This window comes from Ureibacillus manganicus DSM 26584 (assembly GCF_000772945.1).
Lineage (GTDB): Bacteria > Bacillota > Bacilli > Bacillales_A > Planococcaceae > Ureibacillus > Ureibacillus manganicus.
Map to the genome: position 1 here is coordinate 144589 of NZ_JPVN01000006.1, position 26932 is coordinate 171520.

The 26932-nt window shown below is 34.4% G+C and carries 31 protein-coding genes; 20 read left to right on the forward strand and 11 right to left on the reverse strand.

Translation table 11 applies throughout. The features are described 5' to 3' along the window. Positions 1-9 precede the first annotated feature (9 nt). The 4 genes from CD29_RS06595 (at position 10) to CD29_RS06610 (ending at position 4210) form a co-directional block, all read left to right on the forward strand. Positions 10-936 (forward strand): ABC transporter permease, encoded by a 927-nt coding sequence (locus CD29_RS06595; protein WP_036184424.1) that lies wholly within the window; start codon positions 10-12, stop codon positions 934-936. A gap of 88 nt (positions 937-1024) precedes the next feature. Further along, on the forward strand, positions 1025-2008 hold the full coding sequence (locus CD29_RS06600; RefSeq protein WP_036184425.1) for an ABC transporter ATP-binding protein: 984 nt from the start codon (positions 1025-1027) through the stop codon (positions 2006-2008). Beyond that, positions 2008-3051 (forward strand): ABC transporter ATP-binding protein, encoded by a 1044-nt coding sequence (locus CD29_RS06605; RefSeq protein ID WP_036184426.1) that lies wholly within the window; start codon positions 2008-2010, stop codon positions 3049-3051. Before CD29_RS06600 ends, CD29_RS06605 begins: the two co-directional genes overlap by 1 nt. A 28-nt stretch (positions 3052-3079) precedes the next feature. Further along, the gene (locus CD29_RS06610) at positions 3080-4210 is read left to right on the forward strand and encodes a M20 family metallopeptidase (RefSeq protein WP_081976167.1); all 1131 of its coding nucleotides are present in this window, start codon (positions 3080-3082) and stop codon (positions 4208-4210) included. Positions 4211-4342: 132 nt separating this feature from the next. On the opposite strand, the gene CD29_RS06615 is transcribed toward CD29_RS06610, so the two are convergent. Continuing rightward, positions 4343-5365 carry a DUF2804 domain-containing protein gene (locus CD29_RS06615; protein WP_036184428.1) on the reverse strand — a complete coding sequence of 341 codons (1023 nt, stop codon included), beginning with the start codon at positions 5363-5365 and terminating at the stop codon, positions 4343-4345. A 396-nt stretch (positions 5366-5761) separates the two neighbouring features. On the opposite strand from CD29_RS06615, the gene CD29_RS06620 reads away from it, so the two are divergent. Then, positions 5762-6292: an amidase domain-containing protein gene (locus CD29_RS06620; protein WP_036184429.1), complete on the forward strand. Its 531-nt coding sequence runs from the start codon at positions 5762-5764 to the stop codon at positions 6290-6292. Positions 6293-6407: 115 nt separating this feature from the next. Continuing rightward, a complete protein-coding gene (locus CD29_RS06625; protein WP_036184431.1) occupies positions 6408-6995 on the forward strand; it encodes a nitroreductase family protein in 588 nt (195 codons plus the stop codon). Positions 6996-7109: 114 nt separating this feature from the next. Here the strand turns inward: CD29_RS06625 and CD29_RS06630 are convergent, their stop codons facing one another. Together CD29_RS06630 and CD29_RS06635 are read right to left on the reverse strand one after the other, a co-directional pair. Then, positions 7110-8105, reverse strand: a complete 996-nt coding sequence (locus tag CD29_RS06630) for a sensor histidine kinase (protein WP_169716162.1) — start codon at positions 8103-8105, stop codon at positions 7110-7112. 607 nt (positions 8106-8712) lie between these two features. After that, positions 8713-9339, reverse strand: a complete 627-nt coding sequence (locus CD29_RS06635; protein WP_036184435.1) for a DUF4760 domain-containing protein — start codon at positions 9337-9339, stop codon at positions 8713-8715. Between the two features lie 352 nt (positions 9340-9691). On the opposite strand from CD29_RS06635, the gene CD29_RS06640 reads away from it, so the two are divergent. From CD29_RS06640 to CD29_RS06645, 3 genes are all read left to right on the forward strand, one after another. Continuing rightward, a complete protein-coding gene (locus CD29_RS06640) occupies positions 9692-9988 on the forward strand; it encodes a hypothetical protein (RefSeq protein WP_036184436.1) in 297 nt (98 codons plus the stop codon). Positions 9989-10019: 31 nt separating this feature from the next. Further along, complete coding sequence (locus tag CD29_RS20190) at positions 10020-10304, forward strand: hypothetical protein (protein ID WP_140422897.1); 285 nt, start codon at positions 10020-10022, stop codon at positions 10302-10304. A gap of 150 nt (positions 10305-10454) precedes the next feature. Beyond that, complete coding sequence (locus CD29_RS06645) at positions 10455-10727, forward strand: hypothetical protein (protein WP_036184437.1); 273 nt, start codon at positions 10455-10457, stop codon at positions 10725-10727. A 55-nt stretch (positions 10728-10782) separates the two neighbouring features. Here CD29_RS06645 and rlmD read toward each other — a convergent pair whose 3' ends face one another. From rlmD to CD29_RS06660, 3 genes are all read right to left on the reverse strand, one after another. Next, positions 10783-12186, reverse strand: coding sequence for a 23S rRNA (uracil(1939)-C(5))-methyltransferase RlmD (gene rlmD, locus CD29_RS06650; protein WP_036184439.1), 1404 nt, complete (start codon positions 12184-12186; stop codon positions 10783-10785). A gap of 270 nt (positions 12187-12456) precedes the next feature. Beyond that, positions 12457-13323 carry an RNA polymerase sigma-70 factor gene (locus CD29_RS06655; RefSeq protein ID WP_036184440.1) on the reverse strand — a complete coding sequence of 289 codons (867 nt, stop codon included), beginning with the start codon at positions 13321-13323 and terminating at the stop codon, positions 12457-12459. 5 nt (positions 13324-13328) lie between these two features. Then, the gene (locus CD29_RS06660) at positions 13329-14618 is read right to left on the reverse strand and encodes a phytoene desaturase family protein (protein WP_036184442.1); all 1290 of its coding nucleotides are present in this window, start codon (positions 14616-14618) and stop codon (positions 13329-13331) included. Between the two features lie 243 nt (positions 14619-14861). Between CD29_RS06660 and CD29_RS19595 the strand changes: the two genes are divergently transcribed. From CD29_RS19595 to CD29_RS06690, 5 genes are all read left to right on the forward strand, one after another. After that, positions 14862-15698, forward strand: coding sequence for a hypothetical protein (locus CD29_RS19595; RefSeq protein ID WP_052124028.1), 837 nt, complete (start codon positions 14862-14864; stop codon positions 15696-15698). 16 nt (positions 15699-15714) lie between these two features. Beyond that, positions 15715-16338, forward strand: a complete 624-nt coding sequence (locus tag CD29_RS06670; RefSeq protein ID WP_052124029.1) for a hypothetical protein — start codon at positions 15715-15717, stop codon at positions 16336-16338. A gap of 613 nt (positions 16339-16951) precedes the next feature. Further along, on the forward strand, positions 16952-17395 hold the full coding sequence (locus CD29_RS06680; RefSeq protein ID WP_036184445.1) for an NUDIX hydrolase: 444 nt from the start codon (positions 16952-16954) through the stop codon (positions 17393-17395). Positions 17396-17696: 301 nt separating this feature from the next. Beyond that, entirely contained in the window at positions 17697-18263 is a 567-nt protein-coding gene (locus CD29_RS06685; RefSeq protein ID WP_036184447.1) for an NUDIX hydrolase, read from the forward strand. 56 nt (positions 18264-18319) lie between these two features. Then, the gene (locus CD29_RS06690) at positions 18320-18868 is read left to right on the forward strand and encodes an NADPH-dependent FMN reductase (RefSeq protein WP_036184450.1); all 549 of its coding nucleotides are present in this window, start codon (positions 18320-18322) and stop codon (positions 18866-18868) included. 81 nt (positions 18869-18949) lie between these two features. Here the strand turns inward: CD29_RS06690 and CD29_RS06695 are convergent, their stop codons facing one another. From CD29_RS06695 to CD29_RS06700, 3 genes are all read right to left on the reverse strand, one after another. After that, entirely contained in the window at positions 18950-19342 is a 393-nt protein-coding gene (locus CD29_RS06695) for a hypothetical protein (protein ID WP_235801791.1), read from the reverse strand. Positions 19343-19493: 151 nt separating this feature from the next. Beyond that, positions 19494-19649 (reverse strand): hypothetical protein, encoded by a 156-nt coding sequence (locus CD29_RS20195; RefSeq protein ID WP_156111877.1) that lies wholly within the window; start codon positions 19647-19649, stop codon positions 19494-19496. Then, positions 19642-20913, reverse strand: coding sequence for a tetratricopeptide repeat protein (locus CD29_RS06700; RefSeq protein WP_036184452.1), 1272 nt, complete (start codon positions 20911-20913; stop codon positions 19642-19644). The genes CD29_RS20195 and CD29_RS06700 overlap by 8 nt, the downstream gene beginning before the upstream one ends. A gap of 320 nt (positions 20914-21233) precedes the next feature. On the opposite strand from CD29_RS06700, the gene CD29_RS06705 reads away from it, so the two are divergent. Further along, positions 21234-21764 (forward strand): hypothetical protein, encoded by a 531-nt coding sequence (locus CD29_RS06705; RefSeq protein WP_036184455.1) that lies wholly within the window; start codon positions 21234-21236, stop codon positions 21762-21764. 56 nt (positions 21765-21820) lie between these two features. Then, positions 21821-23002: a YcaO-like family protein gene (locus CD29_RS06710; RefSeq protein ID WP_036184457.1), complete on the forward strand. Its 1182-nt coding sequence runs from the start codon at positions 21821-21823 to the stop codon at positions 23000-23002. A gap of 113 nt (positions 23003-23115) precedes the next feature. Here the strand turns inward: CD29_RS06710 and CD29_RS06715 are convergent, their stop codons facing one another. Further along, positions 23116-23331 carry a hypothetical protein gene (locus CD29_RS06715; RefSeq protein ID WP_036184459.1) on the reverse strand — a complete coding sequence of 72 codons (216 nt, stop codon included), beginning with the start codon at positions 23329-23331 and terminating at the stop codon, positions 23116-23118. 228 nt (positions 23332-23559) lie between these two features. Here CD29_RS06715 and CD29_RS06720 point away from each other — a divergent pair, with 228 nt between their 5' ends. Then, complete coding sequence (locus tag CD29_RS06720) at positions 23560-24414, forward strand: ParA family protein (protein ID WP_036184461.1); 855 nt, start codon at positions 23560-23562, stop codon at positions 24412-24414. Further along, positions 24411-24878, forward strand: coding sequence for a hypothetical protein (locus CD29_RS19600; protein WP_052124030.1), 468 nt, complete (start codon positions 24411-24413; stop codon positions 24876-24878). The genes CD29_RS06720 and CD29_RS19600 overlap by 4 nt, the downstream gene beginning before the upstream one ends. 265 nt (positions 24879-25143) lie before the next feature. On the opposite strand, the gene CD29_RS20920 is transcribed toward CD29_RS19600, so the two are convergent. Next, positions 25144-25227 carry a putative holin-like toxin gene (locus CD29_RS20920; RefSeq protein WP_408056607.1) on the reverse strand — a complete coding sequence of 28 codons (84 nt, stop codon included), beginning with the start codon at positions 25225-25227 and terminating at the stop codon, positions 25144-25146. Between the two features lie 598 nt (positions 25228-25825). On the opposite strand from CD29_RS20920, the gene CD29_RS06730 reads away from it, so the two are divergent. Together CD29_RS06730 and CD29_RS06735 are read left to right on the forward strand one after the other, a co-directional pair. Beyond that, a complete protein-coding gene (locus CD29_RS06730; protein WP_036184463.1) occupies positions 25826-26290 on the forward strand; it encodes a hypothetical protein in 465 nt (154 codons plus the stop codon). Further along, on the forward strand, positions 26287-26835 hold the full coding sequence (locus tag CD29_RS06735) for a hypothetical protein (protein ID WP_036184465.1): 549 nt from the start codon (positions 26287-26289) through the stop codon (positions 26833-26835). Before CD29_RS06730 ends, CD29_RS06735 begins: the two co-directional genes overlap by 4 nt. The last annotated feature ends 97 nt before the right edge of the window (positions 26836-26932 follow it).

Below are 26932 nucleotides of genomic sequence, written 5' to 3' on the forward strand. Positions count from 1 at the left end.
GGAGGACATATGTCGGTAAATTCACAGACTCAAAATCAAAATCAATCAGTTACAAGCACGGTCGAGAAAAAACAAGCACCTAATGCCTTTGTCCGTTGGATGCGTCTTTTGTTTAAAAGTAAAACAGGGACTTTCGGGTTTATTATTGTTCTTGCTGTAATTCTGGTTGCTATTTTTGCTAAATTTCTTGCACCGTATGATCCGAATATGATTAATCCCGCTGCAATGCTTAAACCACCTGTTTGGGTAGAAGGCGGATCAGCTGAACATATACTAGGTACAGATAATCTTGGTCGCGATATGTTAAGTAGAATTATATATGGTTCTCAAATTTCTCTACTTGTAGGATTATCAGCTGTTGCTCTTGCAGGAGTGATTGGTGTTTTTGTTGGCTTAGTAGCTGGATACTATGGAGGATTTGTAGACAATGTATTAATGCGCTTAGTTGACTCATTTTTAGCAATTCCAACGATACTATTTGCCCTAGTTATTTTAAGTATTTTCGGGCCAAGTGTAACAACATTAATAGTTGTGCTTGGAATCACGAACTGGGTTCAATATGCTCGCCTTGTCCGTGGGGAAGTACTATCTATAAAAGAACGCGAGTTTGTAAAAGCGGCAAAATCTATTGGTGTTCGTGATAATAAAATAATACTTAAACATCTTCTTCCAAATGTCATTTCACCTTTCATCGTAATTTCTACTTTAAGTGTTGCGACTACAATCATTCTTGAAGCTTCATTAAGCTTTTTAGGATTAGGAATTCAGCCTCCAACAATTTCATGGGGTGGAATCTTAAGTGACGGAAGAGATTACATTGCTACTAGCTGGTGGTTAGCAACGTTCCCTGGTCTTGCGATTACGATTACAGTGCTTGCGATTATCTTCTTAGGTGATTGGCTTCGCGATGTACTTGATCCTAGATCAACAAATTAATAAAAGTAACATATAAAAATATACTTGCAGTTGAGCAAGGAGAAAATGTGTACAAACATCCAGTAGATATGAAGAGGGGGTCTTGAATATGACAGAAGCTTTATTGGAGGTAAAGGATTTAAAAACCTACTTTCACACGGAGAATGGAGTAGTTCCGTCAGTAGATGGTGTTTCTTTTTCGATAAAGAAAGGGGAAACAATTGCTGTCGTTGGTGAATCAGGTAGTGGTAAAAGTGTGACATCGCTATCAATCATGGGACTAGTTGGATCTCCAGGTAAAGTTGTAGGTGGAGAGATTTTGTTTGAAGGGAAAGATCTTACGACAATCTCAAATCGTGATATGAGAAAGCTTCGCGGAAATGAGATTGCTATGATTTTCCAAGAACCGTTAACCTCTTTAAATCCATTATTTACAGTTGGCAACCAAATCTCTGAATCAATTAAACTACATCAAAAAGCAAGTAAGGAAGAAGCGAAGATTAAAAGTATCGAGATGCTTAGGAAAGTTGGGATCCCTCGCCCAGAAAAAGTTTATTCTTCTTACCCACACATGTTAAGTGGAGGTATGAGGCAGCGAGTAATGATTGCGATGGCACTTTCTTGTAATCCTAAACTATTGATAGCTGATGAACCTACAACAGCGCTAGATGTAACGATTCAGGCACAAATTTTACAACTAATGAGAAACCTTATCCATGAAAACGACACTTCCATTATGTTAATTACCCATGACCTTGGTGTAGTTGCAGAAATGGTTGATACAGTTATCGTGATGTACGCTGGGCAGGTTGTTGAGTATACCGATGTTTATACAATCTTTAAGGCGCCAAAGCACCCCTATACAAAGGGGTTGCTTGATAGCACTCCTAAAATTCATGAATTGAAGGATGAACTACAATCAATTGAAGGGACAGTACCTGCACCTGGTACGATTACTAAAGGTTGCAGATTCCAAACACGCTGTCCGCTTGCAACTAGCAAGTGTTTCAATGAGGAACCAGAGTTAAAAGAAATTCGACCGAACCACCAAGTTCGTTGCTGGCTCCATGAAGAAGGAGAGGTGACAATCTAATGGTACAAAACCTTGAACAAGTTGAAAAACAAGCAAAGAAAGAAGAATACTTATTAGAAGTTAAAGGTTTGAAAAAGTATTTTGATGTTACTGAAGGGATGTTTAAAAAGGAAAGACAATATTTAAGAGCGGTAGACAATATTGACTTCTTTGTAAAACAAGGTGAAACCCTGGGGATCGTTGGAGAGTCAGGTTGTGGGAAATCTACAACGGGTAACTTAGTCATGCAATTGTTGGATAAGACAGAAGGGGAAATTATCTTTGAAGGCGTCGATTTAGGAAAACTAAAAGGCGAAGCTCTACGCAAAAAAAGAGCTGAAATTCAAATGATTTTCCAAGATCCATTTAGCTCACTAAACCCAAGGATGAGAGTATTTGATATTATTGCAGAACCTTTAAAAACACATAATGTTGCGAAGGGTAAAGATTTAGAAAACCAAGTTTATGAATTAATGGATGTTGTAGGGCTAGATCGTTCTTATGCTAGAAGATATCCACATGAATTTAGTGGAGGGCAAAGACAAAGGATTGGTATTGCTAGAGCTATCGCATTAAAACCTAAGTTAATCATTTGTGATGAGCCTGTCTCTGCACTTGACGTTTCAATTCAGTCACAGATTTTAAATTTAATGTCTAAGCTACAAAAGGAATTTCAATTGACTTATATTTTTATTGCCCATGGATTGCCGGCCGTTAAGCATATAAGTGACAGAGTAGCAGTTATGTATCTTGGGAAAATCGTTGAGATCACGACTAAAGAAAAATTATTTGACCAACCATTACACCCTTATACAGAAGGTTTACTATCGGCTGTTCCGATTCCTGACCCAACACTTCGGGACCAAAAAGACCGAATTATTATTGAAGGTGACATGCCAAGTCCAGCAAATCCGCCTTCAGGTTGTCGTTTCCATACAAGATGCCCGTATGCTCAGGAAAAATGCCGTAATGTAGAACCGAATCTGGTTGAAGAAAAGCCTGACCATTTTGTTGCTTGTCATTTCCCGCTTGAGGAAGGACATGGAGTACTAATAGAAAAATAAGTATGTAAAGAATTTGGAGATGGTGGAAGTGGAAACTTTCGTATATGAGAAAAAAAATGAGATGCTTCAACTAATTGAACAACTCGTTAATATCGATAGTGGTTCTTACTATAAAAAAGGGGTTGACCAAGTAGGCTCAATCTTAAAAGAGAAGTATGAAGAACTTGGTTTTGTAGTTGATGTTAAAGAAGAAAAAGAGTTTGGAAATAATATGGTCATCCAGCATAAAAATGCAAAGGATCCGAAAATCATCCTAGTTGCCCATATGGATACTGTATTCCCAGAGGGTACTGTTGCCAATCGCCCTTTCCATATAGAGGGAAGTCGTGCATATGGACCAGGTGTAGTTGATATGAAGGCTAGCCAAGTTGAATTAATCTATGCAATTAAAGCTTTGCAAAAAATAGATTCAAAGAGTGTTGAAAATATTCAAATCATATTAAATGGAGACGAAGAAATCGGTTCGATTACTTCACGCCCATTAATTGAAAAACATTCAATTGGAAAAGAGTATGCTCTAATCATGGAGCCTGCTAGAAAAGATGGCTCTCTTGTTACAGCAAGACGCGGTGGCGGTCGTTATGAGATTGTTGTTAAAGGGGTAGCGGCACACTCAGGAATTGAGCCGGAAAAAGGTAGAAGTGCAATCGAAGAACTTGCCTATAAGATTATACAGTTGCATAAATTAAATGATCACGAAAAGGGTATCAGCGTTAACGTTGGGATCATTGAAGGTGGATCATCTGTCAATACTGTGTCAGCAAATGCAGTAGCGCACGTAGATATCCGAATTTCTGAAATGGAGCAAGCATCCTATTTAGAAGATAAGATAAAAGAAATTTGCTCTACAACAGTAGTGTCTGGAACTGAAATTCATCTAGAAGGTGCAATTAATCGTCCGCCAATGGTATTCAATGAAAAGACAGAACAATTGCTTCATATTATTGAGGATGTTGGTGGAGAGATTGGTTTAAAGGTTAAAAATACAGCAACAGGTGGCGGTGGAGATGCTTCATTTACATCGGCAACCGGGGTTGCTACAGTTGATGGCCTTGGTCCAGTTGGAGGAAATGCGCATAGTGAAGAAGAGTATTTAGAAATTGATACACTTCCAGAACGCACGCTACTTTTAGCAAAAACGATTAAGCGACTTTCCTAGTTAGGACTGTTAATAATTATTCTGATTCCTAAAAAATAAAAGGGATTGACTCCTCGTTTGAAAAACAGAGTCAATCCTTTTTTAACTATAGCAAGTATTATTCTCTCAAGCTTGGAGTCGATAAATGACTTCCTACCACTTTGCAACATGTTCTTCAATACAGCCAAGCATTTGTTGGATTAGGAATGTGCTTCCGTCGTCTAATTTCACTTGGCCGCTATAGTAGCCAACTAGTTGATGGACCTCAGATTGAACCACTTTCATTTCATTTTTTGCTACACGTTCGAAGAAAGGATGGAAAGTGAGCATGACTTGATCTGAAAATTTTGTTGTTATATACCAAGGCTTCTTAAAGTTAGCACGATCATAGGTAAACACAACATCTTCATGAATTTTAGTCATTTTACCATCAATGATGATTGCATTCTCGGTCATGCCTGTGCCGTCTGTCCATTGTCCTCCGAAATTTAAGCCAACACGATGATTTCGAACTTTTTGAGAAGCCATCGCCCAATTCCATACAACTTCTCGTGGCCAAATTCCACGTCCAAAATCTAAAACGGCAAAACATTCTTCCTCATTGAATTTATAAGTTCGGTTACCGATTTTAACAAAACCTGAAGTAGGTAACGTGTGGTGTTTTGCTGTGAATTGGAAATTTTTTCGGTTTCTTGGAATGACTACATTTAACGATTCGTCTTCTAATGGATGTTGGATAATTAACTCAGCTAGAAGTGCTTCATTTTCAAAATTATTGGTAGAAACAGATAAATAAGTAGTCGATTGTAAGTTTGTGATGCTTATTGATAATTCAGGATTGGAGAATTGAACGGGTTCCAGAACTTTTGTAGGCATTTTTAGCTTACCGCCAAGTGGAATAGTAATGGTTTTTTCGATAAAGCGCTGTGTTTCATATTCTAAGAAATAAATAAAACAAACCGCAGCATAATCTAAATGACTAACTGTCACTGAGAACAAAACTTCCTCGCCGTAAATGCACCAATAGTTCCATTTCTTTTTCCTCATAAAATGGCCAGATAAATTACAATCAATTAATGGTTTTCGAGCATAGCCGATCGCTAGCGGATTTAAATTCCCTTTGTTATCACATAAACGGGTAAGCTCCATAATTTCTCGTTCAGCGTGCTGCGCCAATTCAAAACACCCTTTCAAAACAATTCTAACTTACTTTTATATGCACCTTAAAATATGTTTTATATTAAGTTAATATATCATTATTTTTAGCAATAAAGGTAAATTTTATAGGAAGTTTTATGTTTCATTATTGTTACAAACAACCCCCGAAATTCGATTTCGGGGGTTGTTTGCGACGAGGATAGCGTAGTGACGCAGGAGCAAGAATTAGAATGAAGAATAAATTCAACAGGGTTCACTAATAAAGATGCGGCTATATTTTGGGTGATGTCTTGCGACGAGGATAGCGTAGCAACGCAGGTGTAATAAGTTCTTTAAATTCCTTAGTAAAAAACTAATGCAATTTTTGCAGATTGATTCTCATTGATGCATACGATGTTATGAGGAGGGGCGAAGATTCCAACAGTTTATAATCGTGAAGCAGCGGTACAATATGCTAGAACGTGGTGGGATAGTAGAAATCCAAGGTACCCGGCGTTTGGAGATGACTGCACAAACTTTATTTCTCAATGTTTGAGAGCAGGTGGGGCACCTATGACAGGTATGCCAAATCGTGGACGAGGTTGGTGGATTACAGATGGTTGGCAATCGAATAGACCAGGTCAATTCGCAAGGGAAACATGGAGTTATAGTTGGTCTGTAGCACAGGCATTTAAATTACATCTTGATAATTCGAAATCTGGGCTTACAGCAAGAAGAGTTGATTCTTATTCTGAATTAGAGATTGGCGATGTGATCTGTTATGACTTTGAAGGGGATGGGAGGATTAATCACACAACAATTGTGACAAGCATGTTCTACGGAGTTCCCTATATTCATGCGCATACAGTCAATAGTGCAGATCGCCTTTTCGATTATAAAAACTCAAGAGCGTATACACCAAACACGATATATTATTATTACAAAATCGACGATGTATTTAAATAGATAGTTCAAAAACAAGTAAAGTATAAGCTGATAGTTTTTGAAAAGTTCCATTATAATGTAATATGTATATGTCCAAGAAGTGAAACAATGTCTTTTAAGGAGAGAGCGCGAAAAAATGACACAACAATCTTTATCGATTAGAGAAGCTATCGTAGGTAGGCGTTCAATTAAGAAGTTTAATGGTCAACTTGTTGATCGTGAAAAAATTATGCAAATCATTGATGACGCAGTGTGGGCGCCAAATCATCAAAACCGAGAGCCTTGGAGAATGGTAGTCGCATGCGGTGATGAACTTAAAGACCTTCAGCAATTATTAAGGGATACAACAATTCCTAATTGGAAGGAATTATCTCCAGATTCGTTAGAAAAGCAAATGCAAAAATTCACATTGCCTGGCGCGTATATATTTGTAATTGTTCCTGAAGATGTGCGTCAAAAAATAAGGTTAGAAGATTATGCTGCTGCAAGCAGTATGATTCAAAACATACAACTATTAGCCTGGGATAATGGTATTGGCTCTTGTTGGAAAACACCTGAATTTCTAGATGCTCCATTATTCCGCTCAAGTCTGGGAGTAAACCCTGGAGAAAGAATTATTTCCATGCTTCAATTAGGATATTTCGATGATTTACCTAAGGCACGCGAACGTAAAAAGTCTATTCAACTAGTGACTAATTTTCGTTTAAAGCAAGAAACCGAGTGAATATATGAATAAGTTTCAGTGAAGACATTTATAAATGAGAATATAGTATAAATGAAAACGCTTATCCAATTATTAATGGATAAGCGTATTATATTCAAATTAATATTGGTGGATTTAAACTGCGTGAACTAATTCTCTTACTGGAATCTCAAGCTCTTGCATGAACCAGCCATCTTCAACTTGAGTCGATAAATTCACAGTTTCATAACCTCTTAATATATCTTTCACATTCGTTAAACCAATACCTCGATTTTTCCCCTTAGTAGAGTAATTTTCCTTATAAATATCATCTAAATTGAGCTTAAATTCTTCAATCGTATTATCTATGCAAATCATGATGGTATTGTGATTGGTATTCATAAAAGCAATATTAATTTGAGGAGACTTGCAATTTGAGCAAGCTTCAATTGCATTATCAGTTAATATACCGATAATACGAGTTAAGTCTATGATATCCATGTTGATGGATTCGATTGTTTCAGGAATCTCTATATTTAACTTAATTCCTAGATGGTCCGCATGAATAATTTTGGTTGTTAATAATCCTTTTATTTCTACAATTTTTAAATTATCTAGGTTATTAAAAGCTTCATTTTTGAAAAAGGTTCTTTGCTCTGCTTTTAAAATATGTGATTGGAAATAATGTTTTAACCCTTGTAAATTATCTGTCTCCAAGTATCCGCGAATTGAGAGTAAAATATTAGCGTAATCATGTTGGAATTTTTGCATTTCCTTGTTGATCTTCTCTAAGGATTGCATATATTCTATATTCTTTTTCATTTCTATTTCAAGTCGTTCAAATTCTTTTTTAACACGAGTTCTTTTTATAGAAGTTTGATATAGAACAAATATACAAATGAAATAAATAAGTTCAAGGGCAAGGTTAATTTTAAATAATAATAGTTCCTCGTCAAAAACAGGTAGTTGAATATTTATGTACAAAAGAAAAATCGTTAAGGATGAAGTAAAGATAATGATTGCTCTTGCTTTTGATGAAAAAGCCACAGTTGGATGGACTTTCATAATAAATCTTTTGTAATAGAAAGTGAAAATAGCAAAACTAACTAAAATAATTGAATAATATATGTATGAACGCTCGGGTAGTTCCATTATGAATAGGCTAGAAGTTCTGTAAGCAATATAATCTGAAATTAACCCAACAAATGCTAAAGAGGATAAATCGATAAATGTCCTTAAAGATTTAGTAAGGTAACTATAAAAAATTAAAGTGGAAATAGTTAAATAGCAAACAAATAGAAATTGAGCCCCAACCAATAGAAGACTGAGGGAAGGAAGGAAAATTAAAAATATCCATATCAAAGTGGTTTTAAATGTTGTTTTTAAATTTAATGTATAAGTAAGAGCTATGAATAAGAAACAAATTTCTATAAGGGGAAATAGATCATGGAACAATTAAATAACACCTCACATTCATTATAATAGACTAACTCTTTATAAGATTCAGAAAATTGAAATGACCAGTTAAAAAAATATGTATAAATGTACTAAGTTTGCATAAATTATATAAGAATTAACTCCATTATTATATTAACACGTTTTTCCAAATAAATAAACATTTTCTATTATACCATCATACTAAATATCTGAGTAAAACGAATTAAATAGATAGTAATTTACTATTTATGAAAAAAACTAATCTTTATATTAAAAATATAAATTATTAGAACGATAATATAGTGGGAAAAATCCCCAAACTCTAAATAGAGAGGGGATTTTCATTCATCCGTTTTTCAGGAACATATTCCATACTTTTGCCTGGTTTAATTTTTGTGAATTTTTTGCGCCAATCTTGATATAAGGATATCACTTGATCATACGCTCTACTATCTTCTTTACGAACATGAAGAATCATATCATAGTATACTTCTACTGCTTCACAAAATTCTTGTCCAAATAATTTACAACAAACCTCTTTATCGACACGTCCGTGTTGGATACCTGTAGCAATTGTTTTAAGATTATACAAAGCTTCATGTACATGAAAATCTTCACGAGTGGCCACTTGATCTCTTGTTAAAGGGTAATCATATCTAAAATTATGAATCCCTTTTACATCTGATACAAAAGAATTGTCATAGTATGCTAAATCAAACACATTTGCCTTGTACTTTCGTAAATGTGGAATAATTGTATCAGTAAAACGATCCGCATAAGTAATCGCTTTTTCTGTTGCATCCCGCTTATCCTTTACTAAATCGATTTTGACAAGTTTATTTAATCTTAGCCATACAATAACTAGCAAACAGACAGTAAATAATAGAATTGCCGTTTCAATAGGGTTTTGTTGCACTAATGTAATTAGTAGTTGACTCCAACTTTCCATAGTTTCTCACTCCCATTCAATGAAAATATATTTAGTTCTAGTATGTTTAGTAATAAAGGATTCTATTCTTCATATGCGAAAAAAATAGTAAATATGAGTAATAGTTTGCAATAAGGTGAAAATTATAGACCTTTTTCGATTGAAAATAGAAATTTGATAGTAAATCAACAATTCTAATTAAGAGATTTAAGTAAACGGTTTTATTTATGAGTATTTTTATGGTGCCCTTTACAAATGCAGTTTAATATGTTTTTCAAAAAGAATAATGAACAAATAACATAAATAATCTAGAAGGTTCGTAAATTACAGTAATACACGATAGGGAAGTTTAACTTCTTGGTTGGAGGACTCTATGAAGATTCTTATGAGAACTTATTTGTTAATGAGTCAGTTACTATATTTGTGGGCTTTACATGTTTGGGTAGATGGAGCTTTATTAGCTTACTTAGTTTTAGGTACTACTTCATATTTCGATTTTGTCTTATGGCTAATTTCTGTTCCAGTGTTTGCTTATCCTTTTCTAGTGACTGCTTGTTCGGTTTTCGCATGGAAGAATCATATCCATAAGCCCATTCAATCAGCAATCGTGAACTTGATACCGATGCTTTGGATAATTGCTTATTGGATTTTATGGTTAATGATTTATTAAATCTTTAAGAGGTGAAACGATAAGAATCTTTATGATCATCTATTTACTTGTAACGCAAGTGCTTTATGTATTTAGTGTGCCATTTTGGTGGGGGATGTGGCTAATATCAACGGGAAATGTAAATCGTGATAATTTAGAAATACAAGTATTAGATACAATCGTAATTTTCCTATACCCTATCATTATCATTGTCAGCGCAATTATTAGTTGGCTTTTTTATAGGAAAAAGTCAGTCACCGCATTCTTCATCAATCTTAGCCCAGTGATCGTAATTACGGGATTTATTGTTTATTTGAACTTTAGATTTTGGACATAATTAGGCGTATTTGAACTCTCATTTTAATGAGTGTTTAAATACGTTTTTTATATGCATTGATTTTTAACATACATGTCCAAGGTGAAACGTATAGTATATTATGATTCTTCGCTACTAGCTTGTGATATTACACTTCCTTGGGGGAGAACAATGAAACTGTATTTAATAACAACACAGATGGTTTATTATGTTGCATTTGTACTCTGGGTAATCTTTTGGGGAATGGCACTTTCAGCTATACTGCAAGTGCCAACATTCGAAAACATGCTCTTTTTTGCAATAACGACACTCTACCCAATCGCAGTGATTGTTTGCACTATATTTGCTTGGAATTTCCATATGAATAAAAGAAGTATTTCTATTGTGATTAATATTGTCCCCGCAATTTGGCTAATTTGCTATTATATCTACTTTTTCCATTAAAAAGGGTTTCGAGCTTGGAGATTAAAAATACTCCAATGCTCGAAACCCTATTTCATTAAATGTGCTCTTTTCTAACTAATAAAGCAACAGATTCAACATGTACAGTGTGTGGGAATAAATCCACTGGTTGAACAGTTACAAGTTCATAACCAAATGGCTCTAATTCTTTAATATCTGTTGCAAACGTATCTGGGTTACAAGATACATAGACAATACGCGACGGTTTTGTACGGCCAATTCTACGCATTACTTTTCCGCCTGCACCAGAACGTGGTGGATCAACTACTAATAAATCAGGAATACCGAAAGTTTCTAATACTTCAACTAATCCATGTCTTGCATCTCTTGCTAAGAAATACGTATTTTCTAATCCATTGTCTTTTGCGTTACGTTTAGCAGACTCAATTGATGATTCCACAATTTCAATTCCTGCAAGCTTACCAACTCGGCTAGCAAATGGTAGGGAGAACGTACCTACACCACAGAATAGGTCAATCATACTTTCTGTTTCTTTTGGTTGACCCATTTCTAATGCTAATTCAACTAATTTTTGAGCTTGAGTTGGATTTGTTTGGAAGAATGTATCAAACCATAGACGATATCGGTAACCTAACATTTCATCGTAGATAAAGTCACGACCAGCTAATACATGTGTATTTTCTGATTGAGTTCTGTCTGCCCAGTCTCTATTTTCAAGCCACAATAAGCTTTGTACTTTAGGGAATTTCTCTGTAATTCGAGCAACTAAATCTTTTACGGCGTTTTCTAATTCGCCTTCTGGAGCTTCAGTTACAAATAGGGCAAGCATAATTTCTTCTGTAACAAATGATTGACGTACCATTAAGTGACGAAGTAATCCTTCATGCTCATCTTTGTTATAGCCAGGAAGCTTGTGATCTTTAGCCCATTGTCCAACTTCTAATGCGGCTTCCACCATTTCTTCACGAGCGATTAAGCAAGTTTCAAGTGAAATGACATTTCTAAAGTTACCTTGTTCGTGTAAACCAAGTTCGCCATCTTTTGAAAAAGTAAACTCCATTTTATTACGATAATGCCAAGGGTTGTCCATACCGATTGTTTCTTTTACAAGGTTAGGGTCAAATCCCTGTGCTTCAACAACTTCTTTAACGTAATCTGTTTTTTGTTTCAACTGTCCTGAGTATTCCCAGTGCTGCCAAACACACCCTCCGCAAAGGTCGAAATGAGGACACTCAGCTCCGATACGTTCTGGGTGTGGTTGTATGATTTCATTTAAAGCTGCTACAACTCTACCTTTTTGACCATATTTTAAAGTAGCTTGTACTTTTTCACCAGGCAAGGTTTGTGGAATCGTCAATTTCAGCCTTTTCTGGTTTGGTTTTGCCTCATCTTTCTCCCGGTGCACAACCGCTTGTCCCGAACCCTTTGCATCTAGACGATGAATTTCTGCTTCTAAAACTTCTCCTTTAATATAGTGCAATTGTGACTCTCCTTTTCTAAATAACTAATATATAAAGCATGTAACATGCATAATTTCAAAGCGCATAGGTTCTATTATAACGAAATATGAGCGATATTGGAATATTTCAGATATTGGATAAGGTGGGGAGGGGTTGTGGTAGCTGGTGATGGTGTTGATTTGTATATGAGGTTGAGGGACATTTGGAAAGGCGATGTGGAGAAACTGTCGTTCAAAGCCGGTATGAAGGACATTTCACTTTGGTGATCTATAAAATGCCCTTCACCTGACTTACAATGTTTTAATAGGAAGCTTATTTGGATTTAATGTCATGTAAATGTCCTCAATACGTTCATTCCTGATCAAGAAACTAACTACATTACTAAGTTGGCCGTTTAAGTAGATGACAATCGCTGGTTGCCCGTTCACATTGCTTACTTCAACTGTAAAGTCTTTCGGCGCTTTCTTTAGGAGACCGATTATAAAGGCAGTAACATTTTGAAGTGTAAAAATGGGTCGGATCGCTGCACGAACGATTCCTCCACCGTCAGAGTAGAGTGTGACATCTTCAGATAACAGCTCAAGTAGAACTTCCGTTTTCTGCAACATAAAAGCCTCGATAAACCGGTTAACAATCGATTTATTCCGTTCATAATGGAGACTTTCATCCTCAATTCGGGAGATTTTAGATTTGGCACGGCTAAAAATCTTCCGACAGTTATCCTCGCTTTTTTCTACGATATTAGCTATCTCTTTATAAGAAAACTCAAATACTTCACGTAATAAAAGAACAGCACGCTCATCAGGTGTTAGATGTTCCATCATGCGTAAATAAGCGATACTTAACCCTTCTTTTTGGAGAAGTAATTCAGATGGATCATCTTCATTGGATTCAAATACTAGAGGCTCTGGATTCCAGGGCCCAATGTACTTTTCTCTTTTCAAACGCGCAGACTTTAGCACATCCAGACTTCGATTTGTGACAATCTTGCATAAGTATGCCTTTTTATGCTCTACATTTTCCATATCTACTTGATAGGCTTTTAAAAAGGTCTCTTGGACAATGTCTTCTGCTTCTGAAATAGAGCCTAACATTCGATAGCTAATCGAAAATAGTAAAGGTTTAAATTGCATGTAATCTTCATTACTAATTGGCAAAAGTCTCAACTCTTTTCTTTTTGGATGATTCCAATAGCAGCTTGCTGAGCGCTTGAGACAGCTGCTTCGGAAAGAATGGAGTAAGGCGAAGTCCAGTCCCCAGATAAATATAGTCCCGGTACGGCAGGTTTAGAACTTTCTAACCGCAATTCATCGCCAACCAATGGTAATCGCTCGTTCACCGTAATATATGGGATGAAGCGACTTGTAATTTCGTATTGTTTCCAACCGGGTTGAATAGTTTCTAAAAATTGTTCAAGTTCTAATTGGACAGATTTAGCCTCTACTAGTTCATCGGGCTGTAGGTATTTATAAACGTGTAAAATAACATTGTTTGAATGTTCGGAAAGCTGAGCATATGTTGAGTGAACAGAATAATAAAGTGGGGCATGAATACCCAATGCGAAAAGTTTCGATGGGTCAGGAAGTTTAGTTAATGCAACATCTAATGTTGCACCTTTAACTGGTTCCATTTGGGCGAAAAAATCTTTCATAACCGAAGGAGCGTATTCTCCAAGCATTTTGAGTAATTCTCGTGGTCCGGTTGTAGAAATGATATTCCTAGTGGAAATGCTTTCCCCATTAGCAAGTGTAATATCAAATGCCGTATCTTTTTCACTAAACATAGGAAGAATCTGTTTCACTGTTTGATGAGAACGGACTTCAGTACCTTTCATTAACGCTTTATTGTAAAGTTGGTCAATCATTGATTGCCAACCGCCATCTAGATAAATGACACCACTCATAACGGCTTTTAATTGAGTTACGATAACTTTTGCACTCACATGAGCGGGTGCGTGACAATAGGTTGCTAATCTGCCAAGTGATAAAAGAACAGTTTGTACGGATTTTGATGAGGATACACCTTCCACCCATTGTAAGAATGATTGTTGTGATATTGAATCTGTTTTTGTGTTCAGAATTTTAACTAGAGCCTTTATCCACTGCATTCTTTCCTTCCAATTAAAGAAGCAAGTTGTAAAAACGCCAATGGGATTGAAGGGTGCACTGTATTTGACTTTCTCATCGATTAATAAACCACCTAGTTTGGGAGACTTTCCATGAAGTTCAATACCTAATTGTTCTAGAATCGACTTTGCTTCTCCTTTTTTATAAAGTGCATGGGGGCCGATATTAAATAATTGGTTGTTAATGCTGTCTGTTCTCGCTCGCCCCCCAAACTTTTTACCTTTTTCTATAACTAAAACTGAAAGTTGCGATTGTGTTAGACAATTAGCTCCAACTAAACCTGATAATCCTCCTCCAATAATGACAACATCCCATTGTTTCGCCATACAAATAACCTCCTAATATTGATTTCATATTCATAACGAGGTGGCAATCGGTTTTGTGACACCAAAATAACCCGTAATTTGAAAAAGTAAAAAGTTGTTAATAATACTCTTTTATGATGAGGAATTATATTCATTGGAGCTAGTGTAGTTCACATTACATTTTCATATTGTTTTTAGAAATGAAGAAGGGAAAATGAGGTGGTTGGTTAATAGATAAAGTATTAGGAAAAGGAGGAACACATAATGGGCCAAGATTTAGCAAAACTATACGCACCTTATCAAATTCCCACTGAAATCGTAGAACTGTTTAAACTTGAAGCTGAATTGAAAAAGGATGAATTATCTCTAGAGATGATTGGACTTAGACCGATTTATGAGCCATATGCTTATTCAATTACTCCAGTTGATTGCATTCCTTTTGCTGAAACAGGTGGTGATGGAATTCATTTTGCTTTTCTAACGGAATTTGGAAAGGTTAATAGCTTGGAAGAAGCGCCAATTATCTGTATTAGCCCTACAAATGATCCACCAATTCGGTTGGTTGCGAAAAATATCCGTGATTTCTTTGATTTAGTAAGCTCTGTGCCATATGCAGAACTTTTAGAGAGTATTTGGGATTTTAATGATGAAGTAAAATTGAATGAACTGATTGAGGAAATGGAACAAGATACCCCTACTGATTGGAAAGAAAGACGTCATGCAATATTAAATAGGGTAAAACAAACATTTAGTGCCAAAGAAAAACAGGTCGTTACCTATATGAAAGAAATTCTGGACAAGCGTGAGAAAGAAACTGTTATTTCTACATTAGATAATTTAGGGATTATAGGTACTTTAAATCCACAGGCAAGTAAACAAAAGTTTCAATTCGAGCATCCTTTGAATCAAGCTCGCTTAAACAGCATGAAGCAGTTTTTGCACAATGCAAACACCGTTGAAAGGTTAGCATTCATCCGTGATGCAAATTATTATTATGTTGTCGCACCAGGATTCGATGAAGACATTTTACATTTGATATCCGATCTTTTGGTTGGTTTAAATCTTTCTGCTGAAAGGGAAAGATTAAATTGGAGAATATAAAAAATAGGAGCCTTGAATGACTATAGTAAACAGATTAGCTTCACAGTTAGATCGCCGTGATGAGGAACCGAATATCGAACTTGCCCATGAACTAGCAAGTGAAGAAAACAAAGTAGGGATAATAGAAATTATTGATAACCTTTCTAACAAAGATAAAAAAATTCGTCATGATTGTATCAAAGTGACTTATGAGATAGGACAAGTTAAACCAGAGTTAATTAGCGATTATGCAATAAAGTTTGTCGGGTTGTTAAGAAGTCGTGACAATCGGATGGTCTGGGGGGCAATGCAGGCGTTAGCAACCATTGCTCATTTGAAGGCGGATTTGCTTATGAAGCAATTACACGAAATTCAACTTGCTGTAAAAAACGGCTCAGTTATCACGGTTGATAAAGGGATAATAACATTGGCGAAAGTAGCTGCATCGAACAAAGAAAAAAATGAGCGAATATTTCCTTTCTTAATTGAACATTTAAAAAAATGCAGAACAAAAGAAGTGCCGCAGCACGCAGAAAGCACATGCATTGCTGTTAATGATGAAAATAAAGAGGAGTTTCTTCAAGTATTACGTGAAAGAGAACCATACATGACAGAGCCTCAAAGAAAGCGAATTGCTAAGCTTATTAAGTCGGTTGGATAATAATAAACACACATAAAAAGCGCATGGATTTAATTGTCCATGCGTTTTAAAGTCCCTAAAATGTTTCTATATGTAATTGAAGTTGTCGGAAAAAGTAATGAAATAAGTTCATTCAATTATCCCTACTCAACAAAATTCGATTATTTCCAAGGAAATATTTCAAATAACCATTACTGTTTGTCTAATGTACCCGAAAGCTCAAAAGCAAATACAAAAAGAGTCGACACTTCTAATGAAGGTCGACAAAGGGAGGTGTATGAAAGGGTTATAATAACTAATGAAATTTTTCCATTTTTAGAACAGCTTTTATCAAATATTCCGAGAGTAAATGAACAGCAATAAAGAAAGAATATTCACAGTGATTTCCCCGAATAAGACTTATCATTGCAAATGTCTGCATTTCTAAAATAATTTGTTCTAATTTTTGTATCATAGTAGTCTATTCTAAAGAAATCATGTTAACTGGGACATTTAATTAGTGTTTTTACGTATCTTGCTACTTAACTTTTAACTGTTAGAATTAAATACATATATTCGTGACAAATGCTAAGGTTGATGAATTGAACAACAATATAATATGAACTAGTAGTTTTATAAAAGGGGACATGAATTCATGGAATATTATAAATATCTAAGGCAATACGTAGGAACGAAACCTTTAATTTTACCGGGATCTGTAGTAATTATTCGGAACAATCAAGGGGAAGTATTGTTACAAAAAAGACCTGAGGGTAGATGGGGGTTGCCAGGTGGATTGATGAATCTTGGAGAAAGTTTTGAACAAGTGGCTATTCGAGAAGTATTAGAAGAAACAGGTTTACATATTCAGAGCTTAAGATTATTGGCGGTGTTTTCGGGTGAGGATACGTATGTGAAAGGTGCAAATGGAGATGAGTTTTACTCTGTAACTGCGGTATTTATGACGGATCAAACTAAAGGTGAAATTCATTTTGAAACACCAGAAACAGTAGATGTCCAATATTTTAAGAATGATGAACTACCAGAACAAATGGTTGGTAGCCATCGTAATTTTATTTATCAGTTTTTATTTGAGTAAAAAACTACAGTACCCAGGGTTTATTCTGAAAAAGTAAACTGCTACAAAAATAATTACCAAAGTGAAATATTGATGGCATAATAGGACAAGTGTCGATATGTGTATACACCCAAATAGGTAATAATGATAGAAATTCTTATTCACACAATGGGGAGGCAGTTCCCTAATTCAAAAAAATAATGTATTGAACATTTATGCCTGTCCACTTTTAGGATAGGCTTTCATTTTTATGTTCATGTATAATTGATTGAGAGTTACATTAAAAAGTCTATTAAAACTTGCACTGTTAAAGGAGTAACGTATGAATCTTAAAGAACAAATACAACATTATAACCCATATAACGCACAAGAGAAAAAGGACCAGGAAATCATCTTACGATATATGGATACTTTTGATAACTTGTTAACGAGAGAAAATGAATTTGCTCACTTTACTGCATCTGCATGGCTAGTAAATAAAGACCATACAAAAGTATTGATGGCTTACCATAATATTTATGATTCTTGGTCTTGGGTTGGCGGACATGCTGATGGAGACGATGACCTGCTTCAAGTAGCTATAAAAGAGGCGAAGGAAGAAACGGGGTTAGTTAACGTAGAACCTATTACAGACGCGATTTATTCTATTGAGATATTAGGGGTTCCTGCTCACGAAAAGCGCGGTCAACACGTGGCAACACATGTGCATTTAAATGTTACTTATTTACTCACAGCCGATGAAAATGATCTAACTCATATTAAACCTGATGAGAATAGTGACATTAGGTGGATGGAATTAGAAGAAGCGGTAGAAGCTAGTACAGAACGAGAGATGAAAGTTGTTTATCAGAAGTTGAATGATAAGTTAAAGGTGTACCAAGTAAACTAAATTGTTAAAGTTGATAACAACGTTAAATGTACTACTAATAATAGGAGATAAATAAAATGAAACTTGTTGGTATTTCTGGTGCTCTGGCCGGGTATAAAACTTACACAGTAATACATAAGGTTTTACAAGCTGCTAAATCTTTTGATTCAGATATAGAAATTGAATTGATTGACTTAAAGGATTATGATGTAGAGTTTGTTAAAGGAACACCGCTAAGCTACTATAACGCAGACACTGTAAAGGTAGTAGATACTATTCTCGCAGCAGATTGCATTGTTATAGGAACACCAATTTACCAAGCCTCCATTACAGGTGCTTTAAAAAACTTACTAGATCATTTACCTGTGGAAGCCCTTCTTAATAAAGTAACAGGGTTGATTGCAACAGGGGGAACAGATAAGCACTATCTTGTATTGGATTATCATCTAAAACCAATTCTATCTTTCTTAAAAGGGGTCGTTCCAGATAACAGTGTCTATGTGTTAAATGATCATTTTGATGAGGAAAATGAAATCCATGACGCAAATATCAATAGACGTATTAAGAAATTAGGAGAAGACATCATTCAACTTCAAAAACTAGTTAATGAAAAAAGCAAAATTTAAATTTCGATTTAAATAAAAACGCTTGGAAGATGGCTATAACCTAAAGGGGAAAGCCATCTTTCAAGCGTTTCTTTAGTATGCCTATAATGACTGTTTTGCTTTTACATCAAATAAGTATTTAAAATAATGCCAGTAGTAATAAACCAAATACCCATAAGCAAGACACATAGCAATGGCTAATAGTAAAAGTGACCAATCTAAAAATAAATGAAGCAATAAAATGTTAACGATAATGGCAGCTAATGCAACAAGTGTGAATACGACAAAACGATTGGCCAACAATAATATTCCACAAACAACCTCAAGCCCTTTTTCTGCAAATAACAAATATTCAAACTGGAACAAAGCCATTGCAGCAGGACTAGTTGGTGCAATTGGTTCAAAGCCAAAACCAACAACAAATCCATTAATCCCAGCACCTAAAAATACAAGACCTAGGAACACTCTCGCAATATGCATTAAAATTATTTTCAATTGGAAGCTCCCTTAAGAATTTTTATAAGTATATTAATGAGCACGGAAAATTATTTATCATCAGGCAAATATAAAAAAGGATCTGAGCTTAGCAGGCTCAGATCAAAGTGGCATTTTAACGAAATAAAGTTAAATATAGAAGGTTATTAAATTAGCGATCTAACGTGTATCCACCAACACTCATTGGTTTTACGATTGGACCTGGATCGATTTCATAAATTGATGCTTCCGAAGGTGAAGCTGTAAAAATTGCAAAACCAGAAACTAAAGCAAGTGCTAGAACTAACTTTTTCATTTTTTTAGCCATTGTTCTTTTCACCTCCCTTTAATAGATTTTCATATGCATCAAAGGCATATTTGTAAAGTTCATTACTTTTTTTATAAAATTTATTTTTTTCTAAAATAGCACCAAATTCTTTTGAGAAGAAGATGATTATTTCGTATACACGATTTTTAATTACTTGTGGAAAATTAGTGTTTAGTATGGTAAATATTTCATCCATATCTTTATATTCAGAAAATAATAAACAGCTTAATAAATTGTTTGAAATAACATATAGTTCTGGTGGGTTTGCTGACTCCATAACATGATCAGCCTTATTTAAATAAGCTTTTGCTTCTTTAAAATCCCCAATCTTATAATAAGTTCTCGCTAGATTTGATAGTACATTATAGTTTTCAGGTGAAATCTCTAAAGCAGATTGATAATACAATATAGCATCATGATATAAATATTGACACTCACTGGAATAGCCTAAATCATTATAAATCATTAATTTGTCAGAGTTTGAAGAGTTGTTCAACTGCTCAACAATACTAAGAGCTTGTTTATAATATTTAATTGCTACATCCCATTCATAAACATTGTTATAAGCTATTCCTAATAGAACAAGTGCCTTAACCATGTGTTGTAAATGGAAAACGTCGCTATATTCAGCTAATGCTTTTTTAGCATAGTCAATACATTGTTTGTACAATCGCACTCGTTTAAAGCAAAGGGCAATATGATAATACAAAGTACCATGTTCTTCTTTTGAGCCAAAGTTGAGATTGTGTTCTTGTGTATAATCTTCAAATACTTGAATTGCTTCTTCATTTTTATTTAAAAAGATAAAACACACAACATAGGCATTGATGAACATGAACTTTTCATAACTATTTAAACTAGAGAAAATACTGTAGACATCATCCAAGACTTCTTTCGCTTGTGCATACTCTCGAAGTGTTATTAAATATCTAGAATAGATGATCTTGTATTTAATGACTAAGCCTTGGTTGATCTTACTCTCAAGATTTAAATAGTGAGATAAATCTTTTTTTAACGGAGTTTTCTTTGTTAAGTGTTCATACCAGTCATCTAAATCATTCTCAATTTCAATTGAATCATAGATAACCTCATCGTAGTCCGCCCCAAGTTTACCAAGAAGCAAACGATAGATTTCTTCGTCTGGTGTTACGTGATTATTTTCAATACGACTTAAATAGGAATTGGTACAAATGCCGAGTGCTAACTCTTCTTGACTGATTCCTTTTTCAATTCGTTTGAATTTAATAATATCTCCAATTTTCATACCAAATTCCTCCGAATTAACCTCATTATTACATAAAGTTGGTAGAAGTTGAATGCTATTCAATGTTTTCACAAATACAAATTTTTTTACCACTTTAACCTATGTATTTTAGTCAAACTTTCATAAAAAACGAGTAAACTAGTCTCACTTTCCTCAAAGTTGATTATTAACTCCACTTTAAATGGGGGTCCCCAATAAAGTTTGTTCGATTTGAAAATTTCTGAAATATCCTATAATTAATACTAACAGAAAGCAAGATTGATATTAATACTTGCAGAAATATAAAATCAAATGTTCCTATATGAAATGGAGGGAAGAGTATGTTTGTAAAACTTAAAGAGAAAAAGATGAATAATGGGAATCTAGTCATTCAATCTAAAATAACTTCATTATTAAAAGATCAGCCAAGTAAAAAAGTTGAAGGATTGAATAAGGAAGCAAAAGTTGCTGCTAAATCAAATTGTACTAGATTATCCAAACAATCTATTTCCACTATTAACAGCACCTTGAATCGGTTATTTAACCAAGGACTACTCAAAAAGTTCCATTATAAAGAGATAGAGAGTGTTTTAATCATTACGAAAAACCTTTCAGAAGAAATTCAACAATGCATTAATTACGAGAAATATGCCTACGACATTCGTGTCATTCATATAGAAGAAATGTCACAAGTAGATTCTAATACAGATATAATCTTTGCTTTTGACTTCGTTTATGAAACTATTTTTTTCAATGAAATTTCTGAACAAGCTAGAGGTAAGAATGTACCGTTTATTCAATTTGAAATAGCAGATAAGAGTCTATATATGGGTCCAGTCTATTTTAACGCAAGAGCCAGTGTGATTGTTTGATCATAAATTTGTTGCTCGTTTGTGAAGTTTAATACAAAGTAGAAGGGGTGCTATTAATGTATAAAGGTAATTTAATTCATACTTTAGAGAGTGTTCCTATTAGTGTGATGAATAATCAGTTTCATCGATATATGGCCATAATAAAACAAAAATATGAACAAAGGATTTTTCCTGGCACAGGTTTTTCAATGGATTATCACGTTGCAAAATCTCATGCAGTGGGGGAAGCAATCGAGCGCTATTGTGCTGGTATTATGAACCCCTCAGGTATTAAGGAACAATCTGAAAACAACCTGGACTATCCATGTATAACTCCTTTGCAATTCAATCGATATACAAAGGAACAATATGCAAACCATATTAAGGTTGAACAATACGATGAAAAAGAAGCTCGTAATTGGGTTCTTTCCAATAACTATATAACGGGAGAAGAAGTTTATTTACCCATAGAAACAGTATATTTGTTAATACCAAATCATTATAAGAAGTTTAGAGATGTTGTATCAACGGGACTAGCATCAGGACCAAGCTTTAATGATGCAATTGAAAATGCATTAAATGAGTGTATAGAAAATGATGCGTTTATGCTGTTTTGGCTATTAAAGAAAGTGAATTATGAAATTTCATTGGAAAGTATTAATACTTCAAGAATAAAAAAATTAGTTACTTTAATGGAAGGTCTAAACTATTCCCTTAAAATTTACGATATCTCTCAACCTGATATAAATTCCTTTACCATCTTAACTGTCATCAAGGCAAAGGATTCAAAAGGATTTTTTATGACAGCTTCTACCAATCGTAATATACGTAAGGCAATAAAAAAGTCAATTGAAGAAGCAATAAGTGGATATGTCACTTTACAGGAAAAGAGTGTTTATCAATCGAATACAGATGCGGATATGACAAACGAAGGATCTGTTTATGATTACTTTAATGGATATGACGAGCAAGTATTAACAGATGTAATCAGTCCAGAAATAGAAGTGAAGAATTTGGAGTCAATTGAGCAAGAATATACGTTTTCGGAGATGGTTTGCTCTGTTGCAAAACAAACTGATATTTATTATAAAGATTTAACTACAGAAGATATAAGAGAATTGAACTTAATCTCTTTAAGAGTGGTTACACCGAGTTTTTTAATAGTACCTTATGAAAAACAAGCACTCTTAGAATCAGAGAGATTACGAAAATTTACAGACGGGGTAGAGTTAAATTTGAAACCACATCCGTTCCCATAACATTAGTAATAAAACCACTTAAAATAGCTGCAAACAATAAAAGTCGATTCCGTATATAAATGGAATCGACTTTTTAGTTTCGTTTTCATTTATAGTCTCAACACCTATATTAACTAACTATGGATAATTTTCTTAACACCTCTGTAAACAATATAACCCATCATTAAAATGAATAAAGTAATTAACAACAAGGTCCAAAGGTAGTGGTTCGTAAAAAGCATACCCAATAGTTCACCTAAGCTTGGAACTTCTAAGGCATCCATTATCGGAAAAATGATAAACATAAATAAGAATACACCTATAATGAAAAATATTGAAAAATACTTCATCCAAAGCCCCCTATAATCGTCTTTTTTTAAGAAGATTTACTTTGCAATTCTAGGTGAATCGTTCTAAATTTTTATATTTAATAAACTATTCTTCAAGAAATCTACTTTTTCCTTTTAAAATCCGAACCCCAACTAATAAATTTACTTAAGTAGGAATTTGCACATAGTCTTACAAGCTAGCCATATATTTTATAGAAGATAATTCTTTGAAAGGGGACCTCGGGTTTATTGGCAATTGTTATTCCGATTATTAATTTAAAGGGTGGCGTAGCAAAGACGACGACAAGTGTAGGACTAGCAGAAATGTTGACTTCGGATTTTAAGAAAAAGGTGTTGTTCATTGACCTCGACCCGCAAACGAATGCGACGGTAATGCTAATAGGGGAGCATAAGTGGAAGGATTTAAATGATCAAGGCTACACAATGGCTCGATTATTTGAAAGTGCACTAAAACCAGAAGAATTTACCTTTGATCTTAAAAGGACAGTTCAAAAGAATGTTTCGAACATAATTTCATGTGAAAATTTAGATTTAATCCCTTCAAGCCTCAATTTAATTAATATCCAAGATGACTTAACAAGACTTCCCCCGGGGAAATTTTATACGAATAATCCATACGATATATTACGGAAAGCAATCCAACCAACTATGAATAACTATGATTATATTATTATTGACTGTCCACCAAATTTAGGTGTAATTACCCTTAATGGCCTTCGCATTGCAACGGGCTATATTATTCCGACGATTCCTGATGTGCTTTCAACATATGGCATTCCACAGATTATTAATCGTGTGAATGATTTTGCAGGGGAAATCGGTTACCCAATAGAAACGCTCGGAATTGTAATTACGAAATATAGAGAAACCTCCAATGTTCACCAAACTAATCGAGCAAAACTGGAAAAAGAAATAGATGCCCCTTTGTTTCAATCAGTGTTCAAAGATAATAATCAAATGGCAAGTGCTGCAGACTTCACAATGGAATATGGAACGTTCCGACAAAAGTGGGGGTATAGTGGTCAATTTAATGCTTTCTATAACCTTGCAAAGGAAATTGTTGAGAGGTATGAACGAAGATGAAAATTGAGACCCAGTTAGCGCAACTGTTTGAAGTCATTATGCAAGAAGTACGGACAAATAACGTATTTGCTGAGAAAGTTAGGGGGATTTTCAATGGGAATGAAGAAGAATCTCATCAAATTAGTGGAAGTCGGGGAAGAAGAAAAGATAGAGCAATATCTACAATCAGCCCAGATGAAAATACGAGTGCCCTTCCTTCAAGCACTACTTCGAAAAAGTCTACCAGAAAGCGAAATGCAGCCCTTTTCAACCCGGAAACGTTATTAGAACAATGTGGAGAGAGTGAGCTTCTTGATTTGCTCAACCAATTAGAAGTAGATCAATTAAAGGATATTGTTTCCGAATACGGTATGGATCCAGGAAAGAGAGTTATGCGGTGGAGAAAAAAAGAAAATTTAGTGAATCATATTGTTGAAGTAGCGGATAATCGTTTGAAAAAGGGATCGGCTTTTCGAAAAATATAGTCTTCTGTTGCGATTCCGGTTGAAAATAATAAGAATAAATTTGTTGGAATGTATCTCGAAATTGGCGCATAAAATATGCATTGTGGAACAATATTGTAAAAACTGTCGAAAAATAGTATAATAAGGTTAAGATAATGAATAATAAAAAAGACTGCTTGATGCTGCAACATCAAACAGTCCGTATAATAGTCGGTCCCAACAAGGGATTGGCTCCAGAAAAAGAAGGAATTACCTAACCCATCTGAGCTACCAACTCAAAGGTGGGTTATTTTTTTACATTAAAAGACAGGATCGCAATGACTAATGTTGAAAATGAAATTGCCAACATTAGTGCTTCTGAGACTGTCATAGCACCACTCCTTTCTACTTACTGGAGTGAGCCAACCACCTTTGAGCCCAAAACTATTATAATTTAATTTTAGCACAAAGGTTCCTTTTTTTGAATAATTTAACAGTAGGTATAAAGAAGTAAAAAATAAGTTCATATATAGGTTGCAAGACATTGAAAGAGAGTCGAAAAGTAGGTCGAATCCAATAAAAACGGGTTCGGCCTTTTTTTTATAAATAAACAAGGATAGCAAAAAAATAATAATTTAACATTTTCTTAATATTTTAGATGACTTTTTAATTTGTAATTATTTGATATCGATAATAACTATTTAATAATCAGAAAATATTATGTTTTAAAATGAAAAATTTCATCTATGTAATATAGATGAAAATAATTTTTTCAATTAATTTCAATACCTATAACCCCTCTGAAAAGGTTTTTTGAATATCAGTTGAGTCGAAAACGATATTTTAGCCCCTTTATAAAATCCAAGCGAATTTGACAAAAATTTGGAATCTAATAAAATGAAGTTATCTTCAATACTACCCTTATCTCCCACGTTTCTTTTAAAAATTCTAAATGAAAAATGATTAATAATCCAAATGAAAATAGGAGGTTGAAAGTTATCGCTTCAATTATAGAAAATGTAAAATGTCCCAATTGCCAATTGATAGCGTTAATGGATTACTATTATAAATCAGATGAAGTATTTATTGTGTGTCAACGGTGCGGGTATAACTATAGTAGATACTACAAATTAGAAGAAAAAGAAGACGGTAAACTTTTCGAAGAGTTTATCGATGAAGAGCTAGAGGGTCATGGTGTTTATGTATTAGGAAAAAAAGATGGGTTTACGACAACAAACTTATTCAATTGCCATATTACAGATAAGCATATTGAGGAGTTTCACGAACTTTACCTGTCAGAAGAAACTGACCAAGAGAAAAGTTATCTTGTGCGATTTGAAAGAGGTGAATTCAAAGTCATTTCAGGAATGTTACCGGAAGACTTTTTTACAACGTGCGAAAATAATGTAAATCCCTTAATTTTAAAGCCGATATGGAAGAAGGTGGATATATGACTATTGATACACAAAAACTAAGTGAAACTAAAGTATTGATTGAAAAACTTGCTAATGGTGTAGATCCAATAACAGATAAACCGATTCAAGATGAGAGTTTTTTAAATAACCCCAAGATTGTACGCACATTTTATTTCCTCATTGATTATATCGAAACTCAAATAGAGCAAAAAAAGTTCCCACTAAGAAAACCAAAAAAATTTAAAATTACATATGAACAACTAGAAAAGGTCGAACTTCCTACTGGGAAAATTGGTGTTAATGAATTTGCAAAGGCAATTAACACAGTAATCGATCCACAGGTTAGCAAAAAAGTGACTGGCCAGATGATTAATAAAAAGTTAAAGGATCTGGGAATACTAAGCGAAACGATTGATGAAGATGGAAAGGTTATTACAATTACTAATGAAAACTCTGAAGGTTACGGTATCGAAAGTATCACAAAAAACTTTAACGGTCGCGAATACCAGAAGGTTGTATATAACGAAGTCGGGAAGGAATTTCTATTAAAAAATTTTATGGAATGGATGAGTGAGGGAGATTAAATAACTCCCATTCGATGTAAGATTATATTGCCGGGATTTTACTTAATTTTAGAGAAATACCATTTATCTTTAATACTTTCTAAATTGAAACCCGCAC